The organism is Escherichia sp. E2586 (genome assembly GCF_005781105.1).
Lineage (GTDB): Bacteria > Pseudomonadota > Gammaproteobacteria > Enterobacterales > Enterobacteriaceae > Escherichia.
This window is the reverse complement of the sequence record NZ_VATN01000009.1, coordinates 375,695-399,296: the sequence shown is the minus strand read 5'-3', so window position 1 is coordinate 399,296 and position 23,602 is coordinate 375,695. Positions and strand designations below refer to the sequence as shown.

Annotated in this window: 21 protein-coding genes; 13 read left to right on the top strand and 8 right to left on the bottom strand. The window is 51.8% G+C overall.

Going from position 1 to position 23,602, the window contains the following annotated elements; all coding sequences use genetic code 11:
• Entirely contained in the window at positions 1-858 is an 858-nt protein-coding gene (locus FEK50_RS11850; RefSeq protein ID WP_131161933.1) for an HlyD family secretion protein, read from the top strand.
• A complete protein-coding gene (locus tag FEK50_RS11845; protein WP_135524357.1) occupies positions 858-2,870 on the top strand; it encodes an FUSC family protein in 2,013 nt (670 codons plus the stop codon). The genes FEK50_RS11850 and FEK50_RS11845 overlap by 1 nt, the downstream gene beginning before the upstream one ends.
• Here FEK50_RS11845 and sodC read toward each other — a convergent pair whose 3' ends face one another.
• The 3 genes from sodC to FEK50_RS11830 form a co-directional block, all read right to left on the bottom strand.
• Positions 2,871-3,392 carry a superoxide dismutase [Cu-Zn] SodC gene (gene sodC / locus FEK50_RS11840; protein ID WP_130260584.1) on the bottom strand — a complete coding sequence of 174 codons (522 nt, stop codon included), beginning with the start codon at positions 3,390-3,392 and terminating at the stop codon, positions 2,871-2,873. It lies immediately after the preceding gene.
• A 79-nt stretch (positions 3,393-3,471) separates the two neighbouring features.
• The gene (locus tag FEK50_RS11835; RefSeq protein ID WP_130208186.1) at positions 3,472-4,368 is read right to left on the bottom strand and encodes an aldo/keto reductase family oxidoreductase; all 897 of its coding nucleotides are present in this window, start codon (positions 4,366-4,368) and stop codon (positions 3,472-3,474) included.
• Between the two features lie 48 nt (positions 4,369-4,416).
• Entirely contained in the window at positions 4,417-4,656 is a 240-nt protein-coding gene (locus FEK50_RS11830) for a DUF1289 domain-containing protein (protein ID WP_024258169.1), read from the bottom strand.
• Between the two features lie 130 nt (positions 4,657-4,786).
• Here FEK50_RS11830 and FEK50_RS11825 point away from each other — a divergent pair, with 130 nt between their 5' ends.
• From FEK50_RS11825 to FEK50_RS11805, 5 genes are all read left to right on the top strand, one after another.
• On the top strand, positions 4,787-5,386 hold the full coding sequence (locus FEK50_RS11825) for a TetR/AcrR family transcriptional regulator (RefSeq protein ID WP_130208188.1): 600 nt from the start codon (positions 4,787-4,789) through the stop codon (positions 5,384-5,386).
• 51 nt (positions 5,387-5,437) lie between these two features.
• A complete protein-coding gene (locus FEK50_RS11820; protein WP_131161200.1) occupies positions 5,438-6,535 on the top strand; it encodes an alkene reductase in 1,098 nt (365 codons plus the stop codon).
• Between the two features lie 80 nt (positions 6,536-6,615).
• Entirely contained in the window at positions 6,616-7,023 is a 408-nt protein-coding gene (gene gloA / locus FEK50_RS11815) for a lactoylglutathione lyase (RefSeq protein WP_001237796.1), read from the top strand.
• A 102-nt stretch (positions 7,024-7,125) separates the two neighbouring features.
• Positions 7,126-7,773, top strand: a complete 648-nt coding sequence (rnt, locus tag FEK50_RS11810) for a ribonuclease T (protein ID WP_001282281.1) — start codon at positions 7,126-7,128, stop codon at positions 7,771-7,773.
• A gap of 92 nt (positions 7,774-7,865) precedes the next feature.
• On the top strand, positions 7,866-12,470 hold the full coding sequence (locus FEK50_RS11805) for an ATP-dependent helicase (RefSeq protein WP_131161199.1): 4,605 nt from the start codon (positions 7,866-7,868) through the stop codon (positions 12,468-12,470).
• Positions 12,471-12,518: 48 nt separating this feature from the next.
• On the opposite strand, the gene grxD is transcribed toward FEK50_RS11805, so the two are convergent.
• Positions 12,519-12,866 (bottom strand): monothiol glutaredoxin 4, encoded by a 348-nt coding sequence (gene grxD / locus FEK50_RS11800; protein ID WP_044806795.1) that lies wholly within the window; start codon positions 12,864-12,866, stop codon positions 12,519-12,521.
• Between the two features lie 334 nt (positions 12,867-13,200).
• Between grxD and FEK50_RS11795 the strand changes: the two genes are divergently transcribed.
• Positions 13,201-14,031: a C40 family peptidase gene (locus FEK50_RS11795; RefSeq protein WP_131161198.1), complete on the top strand. Its 831-nt coding sequence runs from the start codon at positions 13,201-13,203 to the stop codon at positions 14,029-14,031.
• Positions 14,032-14,158: 127 nt separating this feature from the next.
• Positions 14,159-14,740, top strand: coding sequence for a superoxide dismutase [Fe] (sodB, locus tag FEK50_RS11790; protein ID WP_130208196.1), 582 nt, complete (start codon positions 14,159-14,161; stop codon positions 14,738-14,740).
• A gap of 145 nt (positions 14,741-14,885) precedes the next feature.
• Here the strand turns inward: sodB and FEK50_RS11785 are convergent, their stop codons facing one another.
• The gene (locus tag FEK50_RS11785) at positions 14,886-16,055 is read right to left on the bottom strand and encodes an MFS transporter (protein WP_130208198.1); all 1,170 of its coding nucleotides are present in this window, start codon (positions 16,053-16,055) and stop codon (positions 14,886-14,888) included.
• 165 nt (positions 16,056-16,220) lie between these two features.
• Positions 16,221-16,310, bottom strand: coding sequence for a cytochrome bd-I accessory subunit CydH (gene cydH, locus FEK50_RS11780; RefSeq protein WP_000102278.1), 90 nt, complete (start codon positions 16,308-16,310; stop codon positions 16,221-16,223).
• Between the two features lie 298 nt (positions 16,311-16,608).
• Between cydH and purR the strand changes: the two genes are divergently transcribed.
• Positions 16,609-17,634: an HTH-type transcriptional repressor PurR gene (gene purR, locus FEK50_RS11775; protein WP_000190977.1), complete on the top strand. Its 1,026-nt coding sequence runs from the start codon at positions 16,609-16,611 to the stop codon at positions 17,632-17,634.
• Here purR and punR read toward each other — a convergent pair.
• Positions 17,631-18,563 (bottom strand): DNA-binding transcriptional activator PunR, encoded by a 933-nt coding sequence (punR, locus tag FEK50_RS11770; protein WP_130218967.1) that lies wholly within the window; start codon positions 18,561-18,563, stop codon positions 17,631-17,633. The two genes, purR and punR, sit on opposite strands and share 4 nt — an antisense overlap.
• 112 nt (positions 18,564-18,675) lie before the next feature.
• Here punR and punC point away from each other — a divergent pair, with 112 nt between their 5' ends.
• Entirely contained in the window at positions 18,676-19,887 is a 1,212-nt protein-coding gene (gene punC, locus FEK50_RS11765; RefSeq protein ID WP_130224719.1) for a purine nucleoside transporter PunC, read from the top strand.
• A gap of 288 nt (positions 19,888-20,175) precedes the next feature.
• On the top strand, positions 20,176-21,324 hold the full coding sequence (cfa, locus tag FEK50_RS11760) for a cyclopropane fatty acyl phospholipid synthase (RefSeq protein ID WP_130208204.1): 1,149 nt from the start codon (positions 20,176-20,178) through the stop codon (positions 21,322-21,324).
• A 51-nt stretch (positions 21,325-21,375) separates the two neighbouring features.
• Here cfa and FEK50_RS11755 read toward each other — a convergent pair whose 3' ends face one another.
• Positions 21,376-21,993, bottom strand: coding sequence for a riboflavin synthase subunit alpha (locus FEK50_RS11755; protein ID WP_131161197.1), 618 nt, complete (start codon positions 21,991-21,993; stop codon positions 21,376-21,378).
• A 215-nt stretch (positions 21,994-22,208) separates the two neighbouring features.
• Here FEK50_RS11755 and mdtK point away from each other — a divergent pair, with 215 nt between their 5' ends.
• Positions 22,209-23,582 (top strand): multidrug efflux MATE transporter MdtK, encoded by a 1,374-nt coding sequence (gene mdtK / locus FEK50_RS11750; RefSeq protein WP_131161196.1) that lies wholly within the window; start codon positions 22,209-22,211, stop codon positions 23,580-23,582.
• Positions 23,583-23,602: the final 20 nt, after the last annotated feature.

Genomic DNA, 23,602 nt, shown 5'->3' with positions numbered 1-23,602 from the left:
ATGTCAATTAAAACCATTAAGTATTTCTCAACAATAATTGTAGCAGTAGTTGCCGTTCTCGCCGGATGGTGGCTCTGGAACTATTACATGCAATCACCATGGACGCGGGATGGCAAAATACGCGCGGAACAGGTCGCTATCACCCTACAAGTGTCCGGACGTATTGTTGCGATGAATATAAAAGACAACCAGTTGGTTAACGCTGGCGATATTCTGTTCACTATCGATAAAACACCCTTCCAGATTGCCGAACTGAATGCCCAGGCCCAACTGGCGAAAGCGCAATCTGATCTTGCCAGAGCCAATAATGAGGCCAACCGCCGCCGTCATCTCTCGCAAAATTTTATCTCTGCCGAAGAACTGGATACGGCAAACCTCAATGTTAAAGCGATGCAGGCCAGTGTCGATGCCGCACAAGCAACGCTGAAACAAGCACAATGGCAATTGGCACAAACGGAAATTCGCGCCCCGGTCAGCGGATGGGTCACCAACCTCACTACCCGCATCGGCGACTACGCTGACACAGGAAAACCGCTGTTTGCCCTCGTGGACAGTCACTCGTTTTACGTCATTGGTTATTTTGAAGAAACCAAATTGCGGCATATCCGCGACGGTGCGCCAGCACACATTACGCTCTATAGCGACAACAAAACGTTACAGGGTCACGTCTCCAGTATCGGTCGGGCAATTTATGATCAGAGTGTGGAAAACGATTCCAGCCTGATTCCAGACGTTAAACCTAACGTTCCCTGGGTTCGCCTCGCCCAGCGCGTCCCGGTTCGCTTTGCCCTTGATAATGTTCCCAGCGATGTCACGCTGGTATCCGGCACGACCTGTAGTATCGCAGTAGGTCAGTAATGAACGCCTGGTCATGGTCCCTGCGTAACCTGCCCTGGTTTAAGGCCACGCTGGCACAATGGCGCTATGCGTTGCGCAATACCCTTGCCATGTGTCTGGCTCTGACTGTTGCTTATTATTTAAATCTGGACGAGCCCTATTGGGCGATGACGTCAGCCGCGGTAGTGAGCTTTCCGACAGTTGGCGGTGTCATCAGCAAAAGCCTGGGGCGCATCGCTGGCAGTTTGCTGGGGGCTATCGCGGCGCTAATCCTTGCCGGGCATACTCTTAACGAACCGTGGTTCTTTCTGTTGAGCATGTCGGCATGGCTTGGTTTTTGTACCTGGGCCTGCGCGCATTTCACGAATAACGTGGCCTATGCGTTTCAACTGGCGGGTTACACAGCTGCGATTATCGCCTTCCCGATGGTCAATATCACTGAAGCAAGCCAGTTGTGGGACATCGCCCAGGCGCGCGTTTGCGAAGTGATCGTCGGTATTCTCTGCGGTGGGATGATGATGATGATTCTGCCGAGCACTTCCGATGCCACTGCCCTTTTAACCGCATTGAAAAACATGCACGCCCGTTTACTGGAACATGCCAGTTTACTCTGGCAGCCTGAAACAACCGATGCCATTCGTACCGCACATGAAGGGGTGATTGGGCAAATACTGACCATGAATTTGCTGCGTATCCAGGCTTTCTGGAGCCACTATCGCTTCCGCCAGCAAAACGCGCGCCTCAATGCGTTACTCCACCAGCAGTTACGCATGACCAGCGTCATTTCGAGCTTGCGGCGTATGTTGCTCAACTGGCCATCACCCCCTGGTGCTATACGGGAAATTCTTGAACAGTTGCTAACGGCCCTCGCCAGCGGGCAAACGGATTTTTACACCGTCGCACGCATTATTGCCCCGTTACGCCCGACGAACTCAGCTGACTACCGGCACGTCGCCTTCTGGCAGCGACTACGTTATTTTTGCCGCCTTTATCTGCAAAGTAGTCAGGAATTACATCGTCTGCAAAGCGGCGTAGATGATCAAACCAGACTCCCTCGCGCGTCCGGGCTGGCACGTCATACCGATAATGCAGAAGCCATGTGGAGCGGGCTGCGGACATTTTGTACGTTGATGTTGATTGGTGCGTGGAGTATTGCCTCGCAATGGGATGCCGGAGCCAATGCCTTAACCCTGGCTGCGATTAGCTGCGTCCTTTATTCCGCCGTTGCAACGCCGTTTAAGTCATTGACGCTACTGATGCGCACACTGGTATTGCTGTCGTTCTTTAGCTTTGTGGTTAAATTTGGCCTGATGGTCCAAATTAGCGAGCTGTGGCAATTTTTGCTGTTTCTTTTCCCCCTGCTGGCAACGATGCAGCTACTCAAAATACAATTGCCAAAACAAGCTGCATTATGGGGGCAACTGATTGTTTTTATGGGCTCGTTTATCGCCGTCACCAACCCGCCGGTGTATGATTTTGCCGATTTTCTCAATGATAATCTGGCGAAAATCGTTGGCGTGGCGTTGGCGTGGTTAGCGTTTGCCATTCTGCGACCTGGGTCGGATGCCCGCAAAAGCCGTCGCCATATTCGCGCCCTGCGCCGGGATTTTGTCGATCAACTCAGCCGTCGTCCGATACACAGCGAGAACGAATTTGAATCTCTCACTTATCATCACGTCAGTCAGTTGAGCAACAGCCAGGATGCGCTGGCGCGCCGCTGGTTATTACGTTGGGGGGTGGTGCTACTGAACTGTTCGCATGTTGTCTGGCAATTACGCGAGTGGGAGTCACGTTCTGATCCGTTATCACAAGTGCGGGATAACTGTATTTCGCTGTTGCGGGGAGTGATGAGTGAGCGTGGCGTTCAGCAAAAATCGCTGGCAGCCACACTTGAAGAATTACAGCGGATTTGTGACAGCCTTGCCCGGCATCATCAGCCTGCCGCCCGTGAGCTGGCAGCGATTGTCTGGCGACTATACTGCTCGCTTTCGCAACTTGAGCAAGCACCGCCGCAAGGTACGCTGGCCTCTTAACTACTTAATAACACCACAGGCATAGCGTTCACCGCCACCGCCCAGCGGTTTAGGTTGATCGGACATATTATCGCCGCCAACGTGGATCATCAGCGCCTTGTCTTTGATTTCATCGAGTGATTTCAGACGAGGCGCAATAACGGCATCGGTCGCCTTGCCGTCATTATTGACCACCAGCGCAGGCAGATCGCCTAAATGTCCCGCACCTTCCGGCCCTTCATGCTTGTTGGTTTTTTGTGGATCAAGATGCCCGCCTGCGGATTCTGCCGCAGCGGCTTTGCCATCTTTCGTTGCTGGTTGACAGCTTCCGTTGGCATGAATATGGAAGCCATGTTCACCGGGGGGTAATGCTTTCAGATCGGGTGAAAATTCCAGACCTTTATCGGTTTCAGTAATAGTTACGCTACCTATTGACTGCCCAACCCCTTGCGACGTAACGAGGTTCATCTCGACTTTTTCACTGGCGGCTTGTGCGCCGGTCGCAACAACCAGCGCCAGGATAGCCAGACTAAAACGCTTCATAGGACCTCCGTTCATTGTGCATACCCGTTAAGTGTAAACCAGTGACACATATTTGAACGGCGGCTAATCCTAAAAGTGCTTACGGTACGTCGTAACCTAATGCAGCTTTACGGATACGAAACCACTGCTGACGCGTCATTTTCAGGGCTTCTGCCTCTACAGCAGCCCGTACGCGCTCAATTTTACCAGAGCCAATGATCGGCAACGGTTGCGACGGCAGACGTAATATCCAGGCATAAACAACCTGCTCAATCGTGGCGGCGTTTAATTCCTGGGCTATCACAGCAAGTTCATCCCGCAGCGGCTGGAAATAATCATCATTGAACAGACGTCCACCACCAAGGCACGACCACGCCATTGGACGAATACGCAGTTGTTGTAGCTGATCGAGCGTACCATCCAGCAGCAACGGCTGATGCACCGGGGATATTTCCACCTGATTGGTCGCAAGAGTAAACGGCAGGCGTGATTGCAACAGGGCAAATTGCGCAGGCGTGAAGTTGGATACGCCAAAATGGCGCACTTTGCCGCTCTGATGCAGATGTTTAAACGCATCCGCCACTTCATCGGCATCCATCAACGGGTCGGGACGGTGGATTAACAGCAAATCCAGATGATCGGTCGCGAGATTAATCAGCGACTGTTCGGCGCTTTTAATAATATGGTCGCGGTCAGTGATGTAATGACCAATGACATTTTCTTCACGAGCAGTCGTCGCGATGCCACATTTACTGACGATTTCCATCCGTTCACGCAGATGCGGCGCCAGCTTCAGCGCCTCGCCAAACGCCGCTTCGCACTGATAGCCGCCATATATATCAGCATGGTCCACGGTGGTAATGCCGAGATCCAGATGCTCCTCAATAAAGCTAACCAACTGACGGGCAGACATATTCCAGTCCATTAGTCGCCAGTAGCCCATCACAAAACGGGAAAACTCCGGGCCTTGCGGCGCAATAGTAATACGCTGAACCATAATCGCTTCCTCTTATCAGATATGAGAGGAGTATACGCAAGATTATGCTCAAAAGAGTGATGGTTGCTCCGGTTCATCTGATGACGTTGGTTTATTCGCGCGTAATTTGCGCATCAGCCGCTGCCGACAAAGGCGCAGCACCTCTTGTTTTTCGCCATCGCTCATATTATTCCAGTTAAAACGTTCATCCCGGCTTCGAAAACAGCCGCGACAAAATCCGCGTTCGTCAGACTGGCAAATTCCCCGGCACGGGCTCTGGACGGGAAAGAACTCTAATTGCTCCGCCACGCTAGTCTCCTGTCATTTCACTTCTGTTCATTGAAGACGTTAATGATTCACATCGCAACCTTTGTCCCGAAACGGATCTCAGATAAAAAGCGATTGCATTAGACCGACTGGTCTATTAGATTAACTCGCCATGAGCAAACATACTGAACACAATACCCGCGAACATATTCTGGCAACCGGTGAGGCACTCTGCTTACAGCGCGGTTTTGTTGGGATGGGACTTAGCGAACTGTTAAAAACGGCGGAAGTTCCGAAAGGTTCCTTCTACCACTATTTTCGGTCCAAAGAAGCCTTTGGCGTTGCGATGCTTGAACGCTATTTTGCGAATCATCTTCAGCGTCTGGAACAACATTTTAGTGCTGCTGAGGGCAGTTGCCGCGACCATTTACTGGCTTATTACCAGCAAACTATTAACCAGTTTTCTTTGCAGGGTAAAATCAGTGATTGTTTGACTGTAAAGTTATCGGCTGAAGTGTGTGATTTATCGGAAGATATGCGTATCGCAATGGACAAAGGCACACGCCAGGTTGTCACACTGCTGGCGGACACACTGGAGAGCGGTCGCCGTCAGGGCTGTATGTCGTTTGAAGGTGACGCACAAACACTGGCGGAAGTTTTGCATTCTCTTTGGTTGGGTGCAAGGCTCCAGGCCAAGATTTCCCGAAGTTCATCACCGCTGGAAAGCGCGATGGCTCACGCAAAAATTATGATCACAACGCCCGGACAATAGGGCGTTATTTTTTACTCAAATGCTAGACGACCGGTCTACTCAGGAGTCACCATGTCGTATGACAAGCTGTATACCCCGCTTAAAGTGGGCGCAATCACGGTAGCAAACCGTATCTTTATGGCCCCACTGACGCGTTTGCGCAATATAGAACCGGGTGACATCCCTACTCCGTTGATGGCGGAATACTATCGCCAGCGCGCCAGTGCGGGTTTGATCATCAGTGAAGCAACGCAAATTTCCGCCCAGGCAAAAGGCTATGCGGGTGCGCCGGGGCTCTACAGTGCCGAACAAATTGCCGCATGGCAAAAAATCACCTCGGGTGTTCATGCACAAGGCGGTCATATGGCCGTGCAATTCTGGCATACCGGGCGTGTATCACACAGCAGTTTGCAGCCTGGTGGTCAGGCTCCGGTAGCTCCATCAGCCATTAGTGCAGGGACCCGGACATCACTGCGTGATGAAAATGGTCGAGCGATTCGTGTCGAAACCTCCATGCCTCGTGCGCTGACACTGGAAGAAATCCCTGGCATCGTTAACGATTTTCGTCAGGCCATCGCCAATGCCCGCGAAGCAGGTTTTGATCTGGTCGAACTGCATGGCGCACATGGTTATCTGCTACATCAGTTCCTCTCCCCCTCCTCTAACCATCGTACCGATCAGTATGGCGGCAGCGTGGAAAATCGCGCGCGATTGGTGCTGGAAGTGGTCGATGCCGGGATCAAAGAATGGGGAGCCGATCGCATTGGTATCCGTCTCTCACCGATCGGTACTTTTGCCAATCTCGACAATGGTCCAGATGAAGAAGCCGATGCGCTGTATCTGATTGAACAACTGGGTAAACGTGGTATTGCTTATCTGCATTTGTCCGAACCGGACTGGGCTGGCGGTGAACCGTATACCGATGCCTTCCGCGAAAAAGTGCGTTCCCGTTTCCACGGTCCGATTGTCGGTGCCGGGGCTTATTCAGCAGAAAAAGCAGAGATGCTCATCGAAAAAGGGTTAATTGACGCTGTGGCATTTGGTCGTAACTGGATTGCGAATCCAGACCTGGTCACTCGCTTGCAACGTAAAGCCGAACTTAATCCACCACGTCCTGAAAGTTTCTACGGTGGCGGCGCGGAAGGCTATACCGATTACCCTACGCTATAATCCAACATTGCGAGCGGCGTAAAGCCGCCGCTATACTAAAACAACATTTTGAATCTGTTAGCCATTTTGAGGATATAAAGATGCGTCTTCTTCATACCATGCTGCGCGTTGGCGATCTGCAACGCTCCATCGATTTTTATACCAAAGTGCTGGGCATGAAACTGCTGCGCACCAGCGAAAACCCGGAATACAAATACTCACTGGCGTTTGTTGGCTACGGCCCGGAAACCGAAGAAGCGGTAATTGAACTGACCTACAACTGGGGCGTGGATAAATACGAACTCGGCACTGCTTATGGTCATATCGCGCTTAGCGTTGATAACGCCGCTGAAGCGTGCGAAAAAATCCGTCAAAACGGGGGTAACGTGACCCGTGAAGCGGGTCCGGTAAAAGGCGGTACTACGGTTATCGCGTTTGTGGAAGATCCGGACGGTTACAAAATTGAATTAATCGAAGAGAAAGACGCCGGTCGCGGTCTGGGCAACTAATCTCCTGCCGGGCGCGAACTCATCGCGTCCGCATCTTTACTGCATCGACAAGTAATATTTGTCATAATGCGCGCTGCAATTTATCCGTATTAAGAGAATCAGATGTCCGATAACGCTCAACTTACCGGTCTGTGCGACCGTTTTCGTGGTTTTTATCCTGTTGTGATCGATGTTGAAACAGCCGGATTTAACGCCAAAACCGATGCGCTGCTTGAGATTGCCGCCATCACCCTGAAAATGGATGAACAAGGCTGGCTGATGCCGGACACCACATTACATTTCCACGTCGAACCATTTGTCGGCGCAAATTTGCAGCCAGAGGCCCTCGCCTTCAACGGCATTGACCCGAACGATCCCGATCGCGGCGCGGTCAGCGAATACGAGGCGCTGCACGAAATTTTTAAAGTTGTACGTAAAGGCATTAAAGCGAGCGGCTGTAACCGGGCCATTATGGTGGCGCACAACGCCAATTTTGATCACAGCTTTATGATGGCCGCCGCAGAACGCGCCTCACTGAAACGTAACCCATTCCACCCTTTCGCCACTTTTGACACCGCGGCACTGGCCGGGCTGGCACTCGGACAAACCGTATTATCAAAAGCCTGCCAGACCGCGGGTATGGACTTCGACAGCACCCAGGCGCACTCCGCGCTGTACGACACCGAACGCACTGCTGTGCTGTTTTGTGAAATCGTCAATCGCTGGAAACGTCTGGGAGGCTGGCCGCTGCCTGCCGCCGAAGAGGTGTAATCGAGTCGATGCCTGATGACATGCAATGATTCAGGCATCTATAGTGAGGCTATTCCACGCATCATGCATGATATTCACGGGGAATAGCGTTAATGGCAGATAATCCAAACTCTTCATCGCCCCTGCCGGACGTGTTTTCACCGGCGACCCGCGACTGGTTTCTTCGCGCCTTTAAACAGCCGACCGCTGTCCAGTCGCAAACCTGGCATGTGGCGGCACGAGGTGAACATGCGCTGGTGATTGCACCGACTGGCTCAGGGAAAACGCTGGCAGCATTTCTCTACGCACTGGATCAGCTCATCCGCGAAGGTGGCGAGCATGCCAGCGAGGCGCATAAACGCAAAACCTCACGCATCCTCTACATTTCACCAATTAAAGCCTTAGGCACCGACGTTCAGCGCAATTTGCAGATCCCGTTACAAGGCATTGCAGAGGAACGGCGGCGGCGCGGCGAAACGGAAGTCAATCTTCGCGTGGGGATCCGGACTGGCGATACGCCCGCGCAGGAACGCAGCAAACTGACCCGCAATCCGCCGGATATTCTGATAACCACGCCCGAATCACTCTATCTGATGCTGACCTCCCGCGCGCGCGAAACGCTACGCGGCGTCGAGACGGTAATTATTGATGAAGTCCACGCGGTAGCGGGCAGCAAACGCGGTGCGCATCTGGCGTTAAGCCTGGAACGGCTCGATGCGCTGCTACACACCTCAGCACAGAGAATTGGACTTTCCGCGACTGTACGCTCAGCCAGCGATGTGGCCGCATTTCTTGGTGGCGATCGTCCGGTTACTGTAGTCAACCCGCCCGCAATGCGCCATCCGCAGATACGGATTGTCGTACCGGTCGCCAATATGGATGATATCTCGTCGGTCGCCAGCAGCACCGGGGAAGACAGCCATGCGGGCAGAGAAGGCTCAATCTGGCCGTATATTGAAAGCGGCATTCTTGATGAAGTGTTGCGCCATCGCTCAACCATCGTCTTCACCAATTCTCGCGGCCTGGCGGAAAAACTGACGGCACGGCTGAATGAGCTTTACGCCGCACGATTACAGCGCTCCCCGGCCATCGCCATAGACGCCGCTCATTTCGAGTCTACCTCCGGCGCAACCTCTAACCGCGTACAAAGTAGCGACGTTTTCATTGCCCGCTCGCACCACGGTTCCGTCTCTAAAGAACAACGGGCGATAACCGAACAAGCACTGAAATCAGGCGAATTGCGCTGTGTGGTCGCGACTTCCAGTCTCGAACTGGGGATTGATATGGGCGCGGTGGATCTGGTGATTCAGGTGGCGACGCCGCTTTCTGTCGCCAGCGGACTACAGCGCATTGGTCGCGCCGGACATCAGGTTGGCGGTGTATCTAAAGGGCTGTTTTTCCCCCGTACCCGGCGTGATTTAGTCGATTCCGCCGTCATTGTCGAGTGTATGTTTGCAGGCAGGCTGGAAAACCTGACGCCACCGCATAATCCACTCGACGTCCTTGCGCAGCAAACCGTTGCCGCCGCGGCGATGGATGCATTACAGGTCGACGAATGGTACTCCCGCGTACGCCGTGCTGCACCGTGGAAAGATCTGCCAAGACGAGTTTTTGACGCCACGCTGGATATGCTTTCAGGGCGCTATCCTTCTGGTGATTTTTCCGCTTTCCGCCCAAAGCTGGTCTGGAATCGGGAAAGCGGAATATTAACTGCGCGCCCAGGTGCACAACTGTTAGCGGTCACCAGCGGCGGCACCATTCCGGATCGTGGCATGTACAGTGTGTTATTACCCGAAGGTGAAGAACAGTCCGGTTCGCGGCGGGTGGGCGAACTGGATGAAGAGATGGTGTATGAATCGCGAGTGAATGACATCATCACTCTCGGCGCTACCTCATGGCGGATCCAACAAATCACCCGCGATCAGGTCATTGTGACACCTGCACCAGGTCGCTCTGCCCGACTTCCCTTCTGGCGTGGTGAAGGTAATGGACGCCCCGCTGAATTGGGGGAAATGATCGGCGATTTTCTCCATTTGCTGGCGGATGGCGCGTTCTTTTCCGGAAATATCCCGCCGTGGCTGGCAGAAAAAAATACACTCGCCAATATTCAGGGGCTGATTGACGAACAGCGTAACGCTACGGGCGTTGTCCCTGGAAGCCGCCACCTGGTTCTCGAACGCTGCCGTGATGAAATTGGCGACTGGCGCATTATTTTACACTCTCCCTATGGAAGACGAGTGCATGAACCGTGGGCGCTGGCGATTGCCGGACGACTGCATGCGCTATGGGGCGCTGATGCCTCGGTAGTCGCCAGCGATGACGGTATTGTCGCCCGCATTCCAGATACCGACGGCAAATTGCCTGACGCCGCGATATTTTTGTTTGAACCGGAAAAGTTGCTGCAAATTGTCCGCGAGGCGGTGGGCAGCTCAGCGCTTTTCGCAGCCCGTTTTCGCGAATGCGCCGCGCGGGCATTATTAATGCCTGGCCGAACACCGGGCCATCGCACCCCGCTCTGGCAACAACGGCTGCGTGCCAGCCAGTTACTGGAAATCGCCCAGGGATATCCGGATTTTCCTGTCATTCTCGAAACTCTGCGTGAATGCCTGCAGGATGTGTATGACCTTCCCGCGCTGGAACGTTTGATGCGTCGCCTGAACGGTGGCGAAATTCAAATATCCGATGTAACGACCGCTACGCCCTCGCCTTTCGCCGCCAGTTTATTGTTCGGTTATGTGGCGGAATTTATGTATCAGAGCGACGCCCCGCTGGCAGAACGGCGAGCTTCAGTGCTGTCTCTGGACAGCGAATTGTTGCGCAATCTACTCGGTCAGGTTGATCCTGGTGAGTTACTCAACCCGCAGGTCATTCGTCAGGTGGAAGAAGAGTTACAGCGACTGGCCCCTGGCAGAAAAGCGAAAGGTGAAGAAGGTCTTTTCGACCTGTTGCGCGAACTGGGGCCAATGACCGTTGAGGATCTGGCGCAACGGCATACAGGCCGTCGAGAAGAGATTGAGACATATGTAGAAAATCTTCTGGCGGAAAAAAGAATCTTCCCGGTGATCATGGCAGCTCAGGAGCATCTGGCCTGTATGGACGATGCGGCCAAATTACGCGATGCTCTCGGAGTGCAACTGCCGGACTCGCTGCCTGATATTTACTTGCACCGTGTCAATTACCCGCTTCGCGATCTCTTTCTGCGCTATCTCCGGGCTCATGCTCTGGTCACGGCTGAACAACTGGCTCATGAGTTTAGCCTCGGTATTGCCATTGTCGAAGAGCAACTTCATCAATTGCGCGAACAGGGGCTGGTGATGAATTTGCAACAAGACATCTGGGTGAGCGATGAAGTTTTTCGTCGTTTGCGTTTACGTTCCCTGCAGGCTGCCAGAGAAGCTACGCGTCCGGTACCCGCCATTGCCTATGCACGATTGCTGCTGGAACATCAGGGCGTGCTCCCAGCCACCGATGGTAGCCCGGCGCTCTTTGCCTCAACATCGCCAGGCGTTTATGAAGGCGTGGATGGCGTCATGCGAGTTATCGAACAGCTTGCTGGTGTCGGTTTACCCGCCTCACTGTGGGAAAGCCAGATCCTGCCCGCCCGCGTACGCGATTACTCGCCAGAAATGCTCGATGAACTGCTGGCAACCGGTACGGTTATCTGGTCGGGGCAAAAAAAGCTCGGTGAGGATGACGGTCTGGTGGCACTGCATTTACGGGAATTTGCCGCCGAATCGTTCATTCCCGCAGAACAGGATCAGGCGAAACGTTCAGCGCTTCAGCTGGCAATTATCGCGGTTCTGACTGACGGGGGCGCATGGTTTGCGCAACAAATCAGCCAACGAACAGGCGAGATAATCGGCGAGCCCGTAGAGCCTTCAGCCCTGCAAGAGGCGCTTTGGGAACTGGCCTGGCAAGGCGTCATCACCTGTGATATTTGGGCACCGTTGCGCGCCCTCACCCGAAGCAGTCCAGTCACTCGCCGCAGTAGCCGGGATCGTCGTGGACGTCCGGTTTATGCACCGTCAGCTATGCCGTCGGTATCTTACAACACACCAAAGCTGGCTGGACGCTGGTCGTTATTGCAGGTGGAGCCACTAAACGATACCGAAAGGATGCTGGCGCTGGCGGAAAATATGCTCGACCGCTACGGAATCATCAGCCGTCAGGCGGTGATTGCTGAAAATATTCCTGGCGGATTTCCGTCGATGCAAACGCTTTGCCGCAGTATGGAAGATTCCGGGCGAATTATGCGGGGTCGATTTGTTGAAGGTTTGGGTGGTGCACAATTTGCTGATCGCCAGACCATTGACCGTCTGCGCGACCTGGCGCCCCATGCCACGCAGACGCGACAATATATGCCCGTGGCCCTTAGTGCCAACGATCCGGCCAATTTGTGGGGGAATCTACTACCCTGGCCTGCACATCCGGCGACGCTGGTTCCGACTCGTCGGGCAGGCGCGCTGGTGGTCATTTCTGGCGGCAAATTATTGATTTATCTGGCGCAAGGTGGCAAAAAAATGCTGGTCTGGCAGGAAAAAGATGAATTATTACCACCGGAGGTTTTCCTGGCGCTAACCACCGCGTTGCGGCGAGAACCACGGCTACGGTTTACGTTGACAGAAGTTAATGACCAACCGGTACGGCAAACGCCGATGTTTACGCTACTGCGTGAAGCGGGATTTTCAAGTTCGCCACAAGGGCTGGATTGGGGATAAAAAGCACTGACGGATGCCGGTTAGCATCCGTCAGTATTGCGAAACGGATTATTCAGCATCCGGCTCTTCAGACTTGAATTTAGCAGCAGTTTCTTTGATCAGCTGCTGCAGTTCGCCACGCTGATACATTTCAATCACGATATCACAACCGCCTACCAGCTCGCCGTCAACCCACAGTTGCGGGAAAGTCGGCCAGTTAGCATATTTCGGCAGTTCCGCACGAATGTCCGGATTTTGCAGGATATCAACGTAGGCAAAACGTTCGCCACAAGCGGCAAGCGCCTGGACTGCCTGAGCAGAAAAACCGCAGCTCGGCAGTTTCGGTGAACCTTTCATGTACAGCAGGATCGGGTTTTCAGCAATCTGGCGTTGGATTTTTTCGATAGTGGTGCTCATTGTCTTGCTTCCTCAAACTTCTTTACGGCAGTAATCTGACATTGTAGCGGGTCAGTGCGGCATCGGAAAATAACATTTTCATCATGCTTTTGCTATTTTACCCCTTTGCTCTATTTGTTGCATTTCAAATATTCGTTTCTACTCTGCCACGCTGCAAGCTGGCGTATTTGTGACCATTTTTAGCTTTCACTGCTGCTTTTTTTTGCGCTCGCCGACGAAACGTATTTTTTAACAATAAAAGCTATTAACTTTCCCTTCTTCTATGCATTAGAATCATCAAGTTTTGTAAATCAGACGCAGGCATGATAGACCTGCCTTAACAGAGGGACGCTCAGTGGCGCGGATAAACCGTATTTCGATCACGCTCTGTGCTTTACTTTTTACCACCCTGCCTTTAATGCCTATGGCCTATGCTTCCAAGCAAGCCAGGGAGAGTTCTGCTACCACTCATATCACCAAAAAAGCAGATAAAAAGAAAAGCACGGCAACCACCAAAAAGACCAATAATAAAGCCAGTCAGAAAACCGCCAAAAAAGTCGCCAGTAAAAGTACGACCAAAAGCAAAACCGCTTCTTCCGTTAAAAAATCCTCCATTACCGCTTCTAAAAGCGCTAAAACTCGAAGCAAAAATGTTGTCACTAAAACGGCGTCTGCCAGCTTTACGGAAAAGTGCACCAAACGTAAGGGCAATAAGTCACATTGCGTGAAAGTCAAAAATGCCGCCCCTGGCACTATTGCCGATGCGCACAAAGCCAAAGTTCAGAAAGCCACTAAAGTGGCGATGAATAAACTGATGCAGCAAATTGGCAAGCCATATCGTTGGGGCGGGAGTTCACCGCGTACCGGTTTTGATTGCAGTGGACTGGTTTATTACGCTTATAAAGACCTGGTTAAGATCCGTATTCCGCGCACGGCCAACGAAATGTATCACCTGCGCGATGCGGCACCTATCGATCGCAGTGAACTGAAAAACGGCGACCTGGTCTTCTTCCGCACGCAAGGGCGTGGGACTGCCGATCACGTAGGCGTGTACGTTGGCAATGGTAAATTTATTCAGTCACCACGCAGTGGTCAGGAAATTCAAATCACGTCGTTAAGTGAAGATTACTGGCAACGTCACTATGTTGGCGCTCGTCGGGTAATGACCCCAAAAACACTTCGCTAAAACTTTACCCTGTTGTTACGACAACAGGGTAAGTTCATCTTTTGTATCACCTTTTAATTTGCTACCCTATCCGTACTCACAATAAGGCTATTGTGCGTATACCAATGAATAATAAAGGAGAGTAGCAATGTCATTCGAATTACCTGCACTACCATATGCTAAAGACGCTCTGGTTCCGCACATTTCTGCGGAAACCATTGAGTATCACTACGGCAAACATCATCAGACTTATGTCACTAACCTGAACAACCTGATTAAAGGCACCGAGTTTGAAGGTAAATCACTGGAAGAGATTATTCGCAGCTCTGAAGGTGGCGTATTCAACAACGCAGCTCAGGTCTGGAACCACACTTTCTACTGGAACTGCCTGGCACCGAACGCCGGTGGCGAACCGACTGGCAAAGTCGCTGAAGCTATCGCCGCATCTTTCGGTAGCTTTGCCGATTTCAAAGCACAGTTTACTGACGCTGCGATCAAAAACTTTGGTTCTGGCTGGACCTGGCTGGTGAAAAACAGCGATGGCAAACTGGCTATCGTTTCTACCTCTAATGCTGGTACTCCGCTGACCACCGATGCGACCCCGCTGCTGACCGTTGATGTCTGGGAACACGCTTATTACATCGACTATCGCAATGCGCGTCCTGGCTATCTGGAGCACTTCTGGGCGCTGGTGAACTGGGAATTCGTAGCGAAAAATCTCGCTGCATAATAACTGATGGCAAATGCAACATTGCCTGATGCGCTACGCTTATCGGGTCTATCCGGATGAGGCGTTAACACCGCATCCGGCAAGATAAATCGCACTTTGCCTGCAAACTGTAACGCAGAAGGTATCCCCTTCTGCGTTTCGTTTATTAACTGTTGGCAACGCAAACTGCTTCAGGTTGTTTTCTGGCTGACATAAACACCAGCAACAATGCCAGTCCTGCGACAATTGCCCCCATCACCGGCACAAAACTGTACCCCAGACCACCCGAAATCACTGCGCCACCTGCCGCGGCACCCAGAGCATTGCCCAGGTTAAAGGCACCGATATTCACTGAGGAAGACAGCCCTGGCGCTTCGCTGGCAACTCGCATCACACGCATCTGTAACGGCGGTACCACCGCAAAGGTTGCTGCGCCCCACACCACCATGCTGATAGCCGCACCAAACTCATTACGCGCCAGGAACGGGATCGCCAGCATAATCACCATCAGCAGCAACAAAAAGCCTTTCAGCGTGCCGTTGACCGAACGATCTGCTAGTTTACCGCCTAAATAGTTACCGATAGAAAACCCAACGCCAATCAGCACCAGCATGGCTGTTACGAACACCGGCGTTGCGTGGGTGATACTTTGCAGTACTGGTGAAATATAGGTGTAGAGGGTAAACATTGCCCCTGCCCCCAGTACCGTCGTCAGCAAGGCTGATAACACCTGCGGACGCATCAATACCGCCAGCTCTTTTTTCACTTCCGGACGCGCACCTGCGCCGCCTTTCGGTAACGAGAAGAACAGGCTAACCATTGAAATCACGCCCAGCCCCGCCGTTGCCAGAAACGACATCCGCCAGCCAATAGTTTCGCCAAGCCAGGTCGCCGCAGGAACACCGCCAATATTTGCCAGAGTTAAGCCCATAAACATAGTGGCGACGGCGCTGGCCTGTTTGTGTTTAGGCACAACGCTTGCGGCCACGACTGAACCCAAACCAAAGAATGCCCCGTGATTCAGACTGGTCAAAATGCGTGAAAGCATCAGCGTCATATAATCCGGCGCGATGGCGGAAAGCACGTTGCCAAGAGTGAAAATGGCCATCAGGAAAATAAGCGCACTGCGCCTGGCGCGATGAGACAGCAGTAATGTCATCAGCGGCGCGCCAACCATCACGCCAACCGCATAGGCGCTGATTAACATGCCCGCAGCAGGAATCGAGACATCCACACCGCGCGCAATGACGGGTAACAGGCCCATTGGCGAGAACTCCGTTGTCCCGATACCAAACGCGCCAACTGCCAGCGCCAACAACGGATAGTTAATTTTCATGCCTAATCTCCACCTCTTCGCGTCATTACACGATATTCATCAAAGTGGCGAAAGCATGACAGCAATCACAAAAAATTGAAAATAACAAAAAGAGAAAACACTTTTGCCATTTTGCTAACAAAAGGGAAGAGAGTGCGAGGGAGGATGCGCTCCCTCGAAGGGAAATCAGTGCAGCGCGGCAGTCAAACCTACGGCCACGATCAAACCGAGGACAATAATGGTTGTTACCAGTGAAAATTTAAGGTCGGTACTCATCAAGTTTTCTCCTTTTTTATTACCCTACAAAAAGTGATATTACGCATTTTTACACACTGTGAAGAAAAAATCTCCCGCCATTTATAATGATAAGTGTTTTTACCACTTCCCCTTTTCATCAAGATCGGCCAAAATTCCACGCTTACACTATTTGCGTACTGGCCATTGACCCCTTCCTGACGCTCTGTGTCGTTTTTCCGGCGTACCGCAACACTTTTGTTGCGCGTAAGGTGTGTAAAGGCAAACGTTTACCTTGCGATTTTGCAGGAGCTGAAGTTAGGGTCTGGAGTGAAATGGAATGGCAACAATAAAAGATGTAGCGAAGCGAGCAAACGTTTCCACTACAACTGTGTCACACGTTATAAACAAAACTCGTTTCGTCGCTGAAGAAACGCGCAACGCCGTGTGGGCAGCGATTAAAGAATTACACTACTCCCCTAGCGCGGTAGCGCGTAGCCTGAAGGTTAACCATACCAAGTCTATCGGCTTGCTGGCGACCAGCAGCGAAGCAGCCTATTTCGCGGAGATCATCGAAGCGGTTGAAAAAAATTGCTTCCAGAAAGGTTACACGCTGATCCTCGGCAACGCGTGGAACAATCTGGAGAAACAGAGAGCCTATCTGTCGATGATGGCGCAAAAACGCGTCGATGGCCTGCTGGTCATGTGTTCTGAGTATCCGGAACCGTTGCTGGCGATGCTGGAAGAGTATCGCCATATCCCGATGGTGGTAATGGACTGGGGCGAAGCAAAAGCCGACTTTACCGATGCAGTCATCGATAACGCGTTTGAAGGCGGCTACATGGCCGGACGCTATCTGATTGAACGCGGTCACCGCGAAATCGGCGTTATCCCTGGTCCTCTGGAACGTAATACCGGCGCGGGTCGTCTGGCAGGGTTTATGAAGGCGATGGAAGAAGCGATGATCAAGGTGCCGGAAAACTGGATTGTGCAGGGTGACTTTGAACCTGAATCGGGTTATCGCGCCATGCAACAAATCCTGTCGCAGCCACACCGCCCTACTGCGGTCTTCTGTGGCGGCGATATCATGGCAATGGGTGCACTTTGCGCTGCTGATGAAATGGGTCTGCGCGTACCGCAGGATATTTCGCTGATCGGTTATGATAATGTGCGCAACGCCCGCTACTTTACCCCGGCGCTGACCACTATCCATCAGCCAAAAGATTCGCTGGGCGAAACGGCGTTCAACATGCTGTTGGACCGTATCGTCAACAAACGCGAAGAACCGCAGTCTATCGAAGTTCATCCGCGGCTTATTGAACGCCGCTCCGTGGCTGACGGTCCGTTCCGCGACTATCGTCGTTAATCATCCGTTGCGGGAGTCTCTTCCGGCTCCCGCAGCCACTCCTTATTCAGCGTCTCACTATCGCCGAGATACTCCAGCAACCAGGTTAACGCTGGCGACATATCATTCTGCTGCCAGGTCAGGCAACATGCCGAATCAGGGAATGGATTTTCCAGTTCTAACGCCACCCATTTTCCCTCATTAAGCCACGGTTTGGCGAAATGCGTAGGCACCATGCCAATGCATAAACCGGCCGAGATACAGGTTGCCGATGATTCCCAGTCAGGTACGACAAGCCTTTTTTGGTTATCCAGCAGCCAGGTAATTCGTTTGGGTAACGTCCGCGACGTGTCTTCGCGCACCAGCGACGGCCAGTTGCGCAACGTGTCATCGCTGAGCGGCCCATTCATCGACGCAAGCGGATGGTGGCGGGCAACAACACAACTCCAGCTCAACATCCCCATATCACGGAAGGCGTAACGGCCCCCAACCGGAATCGCTCGTGTCGCGCCAATCGCCAGTTCCACGCGCCCATCGGAAAGCGCATCCCAGACGCCGTTGAACACTTCCTGAAAAACCAGAAGTTCGACGTCATCAAAATGGCGATAGAAATCAACAATCATCTGCCGCGTGCGTTCTGGCCTGACAATATTATCTACCGCGATAGCTAATTGACCGCGCCAGCCGTTCGCTATCTGCTGACATTGTTGGCGAGTGATCTGCATTTTTTTGACAACAGAGCGCCCTTCTTTGAGAAACCACGCCCCGGCAGCGGTCAGTTCCACGTCACGATGACGCCGTTCAAAAAGCGGCACCGCCAGCCACTCTTCCAGCTGACGCACGGTATAGCTGACCGCAGAAGGAACGCGATGCAACTCCTGGGCTGCAGCGCTGAAGCTGCCATTTCGCGCCACTGCATCAACCACTTCGAGAGAATACTCAGACCACATAGTTTGCCTGCAAAATTTTTGAAACCAGTCATCAAATATTACCGTTTCACAACAGGAATTTCACTCCCTACACTTTGCGACGGTGTTTAATTGAGGAATTTAGAGAATATACATGCAACCTGGGAAAAGATTTTTAGTCTGGCTGGCGGGTTTGAGCGTACTCGGTTTTCTGGCAACCGATATGTATCTGCCCGCTTTCGCCGCCATTCAGGCCGACCTGCAAACGCCTGCGTCTGCTGTCAGTGCCAGCCTTAGTCTGTTCCTTGCCGGTTTTGCCGCTGCCCAGCTCCTGTGGGGGCCGCTCTCCGATCGTTATGGTCGTAAACCTGTGTTATTGATCGGCCTGACAATTTTTGCGCTGGGTAGTCTGGGAATGTTATGGGTGGAAAACGCTGCCACGCTGCTGGTATTGCGTTTTGTGCAAGCTGTTGGTGTCTGTGCCGCGGCCGTTATCTGGCAGGCATTGGTGACGGATTACTATCCTTCACAAAAAGTTAACCGTATTTTTGCGACCATTATGCCTTTAGTGGGGCTTTCTCCGGCGCTTGCTCCGCTGTTAGGTAGCTGGCTGCTGGTCCATTTTTCCTGGCAGGCGATTTTCGCCACTCTGTTTGCCATTGCCGTAGTGCTGATTCTGCCCATTTTCTGGCTTAAACCCACCACGAAAGCACGCAATAATAGTCAGGATGGACTGACCTTTACCGATCTGCTGCGTTCAAAAACCTATCGCGGGAATGTGCTGATTTATGCGGCCTGTTCAGCCAGTTTCTTTGCCTGGCTAACCGGTTCACCGTTTATCCTCAGCGAAATGGGCTACAGTCCGGCAGTAATCGGATTAAGTTATGTTCCGCAAACCATCGCGTTTCTTATTGGTGGCTACGGCTGTCGCGCCGCATTGCAGAAATGGCAGGGTAAGCAGTTGTTACCGTGGCTACTGGCGCTGTTTGCCGTCAGCGTGGTAGCAACCTGGGCTGCGGGCTTCATTAGCCATGTGTCGCTGGCCGAAATTCTGATCCCATTCTGTGTGATGGCCATTGCCAACGGAGCAATCTACCCGATTGTGGTCGCCCAGGCGCTACGCCCCTTCCCGCATGCGACTGGCCGCGCTGCTGCATTGCAGAATACCCTGCAATTGGGTCTGTGCTTCCTCGCAAGCCTGGGGGTTTCCTGGCTCATCAGCGTCAGCACGCCGCTGTTCACCACCACCAGCGTGATGTTATCGACCGTGGTGCTGGTTGCTATCGGCTATAAGATGCAACATCAACCTGAATCTCACTGCCAGAATCATGGCGAGACGGAAGTCGCACATAGTGAATCACATTGATCTATAGCGATATCGTTATACTTAGGCTGCTAACAAAATTTTGTTGTATGATTGAGATTAGCAGCCTATACTGAGTTCCAGTTGTTAATATTACGATAAATATTATGTTTTTACGGGGACAGGAGCGTTCCCGGGTCACTATGGATGGTCATTTCGGCAAGGGTTCCTCCTTTCCTCTGTTCTACGTCGGATTATAGACTCGCGGTTTTCCTGCGAGATTTCTCACAAAGCCCAAAAAGCGTCTACGCTGTTTTAAGGTTCTGATCACCGACCAGTGATGGAGAAACTATGAGTTCATCGTGTATAGAAGAAGTCAGCGTACCGGATGACAACTGGTACCGTATCGCCAACGAATTACTTAGCCGTGCAGGCATCGCCATTAATGGCTCTGCCCCGGCAGATATTCGAGTTAAAAACCCCGATTTTTTTAAACGCGTTCTACAGGAAGGATCGTTGGGGTTAGGCGAAAGTTATATGGATGGCTGGTGGGAATGTGACCGACTGGATATGTTTTTTAGCAAAGTCTTACGCGCTGGGCTTGAAAACCAACTCCCCCATCATTTCAAAGACACACTACGCATTGCTGGCGCACGGCTCTTCAATCTGCAAAGTAAAAAGCGTGCCTGGATAGTAGGTAAAGAGCATTACGACCTTGGTAATGACCTGTTCAGCCGTATGCTGGATCCCTTCATGCAGTATTCCTGCGCTTACTGGAAAGATGCCTATAATCTGGAATCTGCCCAACAAGCGAAGCTCAAAATGATTTGTGAAAAATTGCAGTTAAAACCGGGCATGCGGGTTCTGGATATCGGCTGCGGTTGGGGCGGGCTGGCGCATTACATGGCGTCTAATTATGACGTAAGTGTGGTTGGTGTCACGATTTCTGCCGAACAACAGAAAATGGCCCAGGAACGCTGCGCAGGTCTGGATGTCACCATTTTGCTACAGGATTACCGTGACCTGAACGACCAGTTTGACCGTATTGTTTCGGTTGGTATGTTCGAGCACGTCGGACCGAAAAATTACGATACCTATTTTGAGGTGGTGGATCGTAATCTGAAGCCAGAAGGGATTTTCCTGCTACATACTATCGGCTCGAAAAAAACCGATCTGAATGTTGACCCGTGGATTAACAAATATATTTTCCCGAATGGTTGCCTGCCTTCTGTACGCCAGATTGCGCAATCCAGTGAACCACACTTTGTGATGGAAGACTGGCATAACTTTGGCGCTGACTATGACACTACGTTGATGGCCTGGTATGAACGATTCCTCGCCGCCTGGCCGGAAATTGCCGATAACTACAGTGAACGCTTTAAACGGATGTTTACGTATTATCTGAATGCTTGCGCTGGTGCCTTCCGCGCCCGTGATATCCAGCTCTGGCAAGTGGTGTTCTCACGTGGGGTCGAAAGCGGCCTTCGCGTGGCGCGTTAAGTATTATTTCATCGCCCCCATTTTGGGGGCGATGTCATTTCAAACGCAGCTTTAATTCTTTTCCCGTGCCGCCAACACACGTTCAACAGTATCTACCACGGCCTGAGTTTGCGGATCGATTTCGATATTGACGCGTGCACCGAGTTTTTTCTTACCGAGAGTGGTACGTTCCAGCGTTTCCGGAATTAAATGCACACAAAAGCGGGTCGCTGTCACTTCACCAACCGTCAGACTGATGCCATCAATACCAATAAACCCTTTATACAGGATATATTTCATTAACTGCTCATCCTGTACTTTGAACCAGATCTGGTGGTTATTTTCTGATGTTATTATTTTCGATACTTCTGCGGTGGTCATAATATGACCTGACATTAAATGTCCGCCGATTTCATCGCTGAATTTCGCCGCGCGTTCTACGTTTACCCAATCCCCAACGTTTAAATCACCAAGGTTTGTTATTCGTAACGTTTCTTTCATCAGATCAAAACTGATACGGTTGCCGTTAATTTCCGTTACAGTCAGGCAGCAACCGTTATGCGCGACAGAAGCGCCTGTCTCCAGACCATCCAACATGTAATCAGGTAATTCCACTACATGGGTTCGAAAATTTGCTTTCTCGTCAATCGACACCAACTTCGCGGTGCCCTGCACTATCCCCGTAAACATACTTACAACTCCTGAAATCAGTTAGGACATTCTGTTCAGCACAATAGCAGGTGGGAAACGTCCTTACCAGTAAAGGGGGTTGAGTGGTTATTTTTTCACTGGAGAATTAATAAATCCTCGCTACAATAGACTGAATTTCCCCTGCTTCTTCTTTTTGCTGCCCATTCAGGCGGTTTTTTAGTCTCTCATATAACAACAATATAAAAGGTGTTCACGTGCAGAAATACATTAGTGAAGCGCGTCTGTTATTAGCATTAGCAATCCCGGTGATTCTCGCGCAAATCGCCCAAACAGCGATGGGTTTTGTCGATACCGTCATGGCGGGCGGCTATAGCGCCACCGACATGGCGGCAGTCGCCATTGGTACTTCTATCTGGCTCCCGGCGATTCTTTTCGGTCACGGACTGCTGCTGGCAATGACGCCAGTCATCGCGCAATTGAATGGTTCCGGTCGCCGTGAACGTATTGCGCATCAGGTGCGACAAGGTTTCTGGCTGGCCGGTTTCGTCTCCGTGCTTATTATGCTGGTGCTGTGGAATGCGGGGTATATCATCCGCTCCATGCAAAATATCGATCCGGCCCTCGCCGATAAAGCAGTGGGTTATCTGCGTGCACTATTGTGGGGGGCTCCGGGCTATCTGTTCTTCCAGGTCGCTCGTAACCAGTGTGAAGGTTTGGCAAAAACCAAGCCGGGCATGGTAATGGGCTTTATTGGCCTGCTGGTGAACATTCCTGTTAACTATATCTTCATTTACGGTCACTTCGGTATGCCTGAACTCGGTGGCGTCGGCTGTGGTGTGGCGACTGCGGCGGTGTACTGGGTAATGTTCCTTGCTATGGTTTCCTATATTAAGCATGCCCGTTCTATGCGCGATATCCGCAACGAAAAAGGCACCGCTAAACCAGATCCGGCGGTAATGAAAAGACTTGTGCAACTGGGTTTACCTATCGCGCTGGCCCTGTTCTTTGAAGTAACACTGTTTGCGGTGGTTGCGCTGTTGGTATCTCCGCTCGGTATTGTCGATGTGGCAGGCCACCAGATTGCCCTGAACTTTAGTTCGCTGATGTTCGTTCTTCCGATGTCGCTGGCAGCGGCTGTGACTATCCGTGTGGGTTATCGTCTGGGTCAGGGTTCCACGCAGGATGCGCAAACTGCTGCACGAACCGGGCTTATGGTTGGCGTCTGTATGGCAACGATGACGGCAATTTTTACAATCTCGCTGCGGGAGCAGATCGCTCTTCTGTATAACGATAATCCAGAAGTTGTGACACTGGCTGCACACCTGATGTTGCTGGCGGCGGTGTATCAGATTTCTGACTCGATACAGGTAATCGGTAGCGGGATTTTGCGTGGTTATAAAGATACGCGATCTATTTTTTACATTACCTTTATCGCGTATTGGGTGTTGGGCTTACCAAGTGGCTATATTCTGGCATTGACCAATCTGGTAGTTGAGCCGATGGGGCCGGCAGGTTTCTGGATAGGCTTTATTATCGGTCTGACTTCTGCTGCCATTATGATGATGCTACGTATGCGTTTCTTGCAACGTCTACCATCGGCTATCATTTTGCAACGTGCATCTCGATAAAAAAATGAGGCGCAATCCGC

Coding starts and splice junctions, on each gene's coding strand:
- FEK50_RS11850 (WP_131161933.1), top strand. CDS start 1: ATGTCAATTAAAACCATTAAGTATTTCTCAACAATAATTGTAGCAGTA.
- FEK50_RS11845 (WP_135524357.1), top strand. CDS start 858: ATGAACGCCTGGTCATGGTCCCTGCGTAACCTGCCCTGGTTTAAGGCC.
- sodC (WP_130260584.1), bottom strand. CDS start 3,392: ATGAAGCGTTTTAGTCTGGCTATCCTGGCGCTGGTTGTTGCGACCGGC.
- FEK50_RS11835 (WP_130208186.1), bottom strand. CDS start 4,368: ATGGTTCAGCGTATTACTATTGCGCCGCAAGGCCCGGAGTTTTCCCGT.
- FEK50_RS11825 (WP_130208188.1), top strand. CDS start 4,787: ATGAGCAAACATACTGAACACAATACCCGCGAACATATTCTGGCAACC.
- FEK50_RS11820 (WP_131161200.1), top strand. CDS start 5,438: ATGTCGTATGACAAGCTGTATACCCCGCTTAAAGTGGGCGCAATCACG.
- gloA (WP_001237796.1), top strand. CDS start 6,616: ATGCGTCTTCTTCATACCATGCTGCGCGTTGGCGATCTGCAACGCTCC.
- rnt (WP_001282281.1), top strand. CDS start 7,126: ATGTCCGATAACGCTCAACTTACCGGTCTGTGCGACCGTTTTCGTGGT.
- FEK50_RS11805 (WP_131161199.1), top strand. CDS start 7,866: ATGGCAGATAATCCAAACTCTTCATCGCCCCTGCCGGACGTGTTTTCA.
- grxD (WP_044806795.1), bottom strand. CDS start 12,866: ATGAGCACCACTATCGAAAAAATCCAACGCCAGATTGCTGAAAACCCG.
- sodB (WP_130208196.1), top strand. CDS start 14,159: ATGTCATTCGAATTACCTGCACTACCATATGCTAAAGACGCTCTGGTT.
- FEK50_RS11785 (WP_130208198.1), bottom strand. CDS start 16,055: ATGAAAATTAACTATCCGTTGTTGGCGCTGGCAGTTGGCGCGTTTGGT.
- cydH (WP_000102278.1), bottom strand. CDS start 16,310: ATGAGTACCGACCTTAAATTTTCACTGGTAACAACCATTATTGTCCTC.
- purR (WP_000190977.1), top strand. CDS start 16,609: ATGGCAACAATAAAAGATGTAGCGAAGCGAGCAAACGTTTCCACTACA.
- punR (WP_130218967.1), bottom strand. CDS start 18,563: ATGTGGTCTGAGTATTCTCTCGAAGTGGTTGATGCAGTGGCGCGAAAT.
- punC (WP_130224719.1), top strand. CDS start 18,676: ATGCAACCTGGGAAAAGATTTTTAGTCTGGCTGGCGGGTTTGAGCGTA.
- cfa (WP_130208204.1), top strand. CDS start 20,176: ATGAGTTCATCGTGTATAGAAGAAGTCAGCGTACCGGATGACAACTGG.
- FEK50_RS11755 (WP_131161197.1), bottom strand. CDS start 21,993: ATGTTTACGGGGATAGTGCAGGGCACCGCGAAGTTGGTGTCGATTGAC.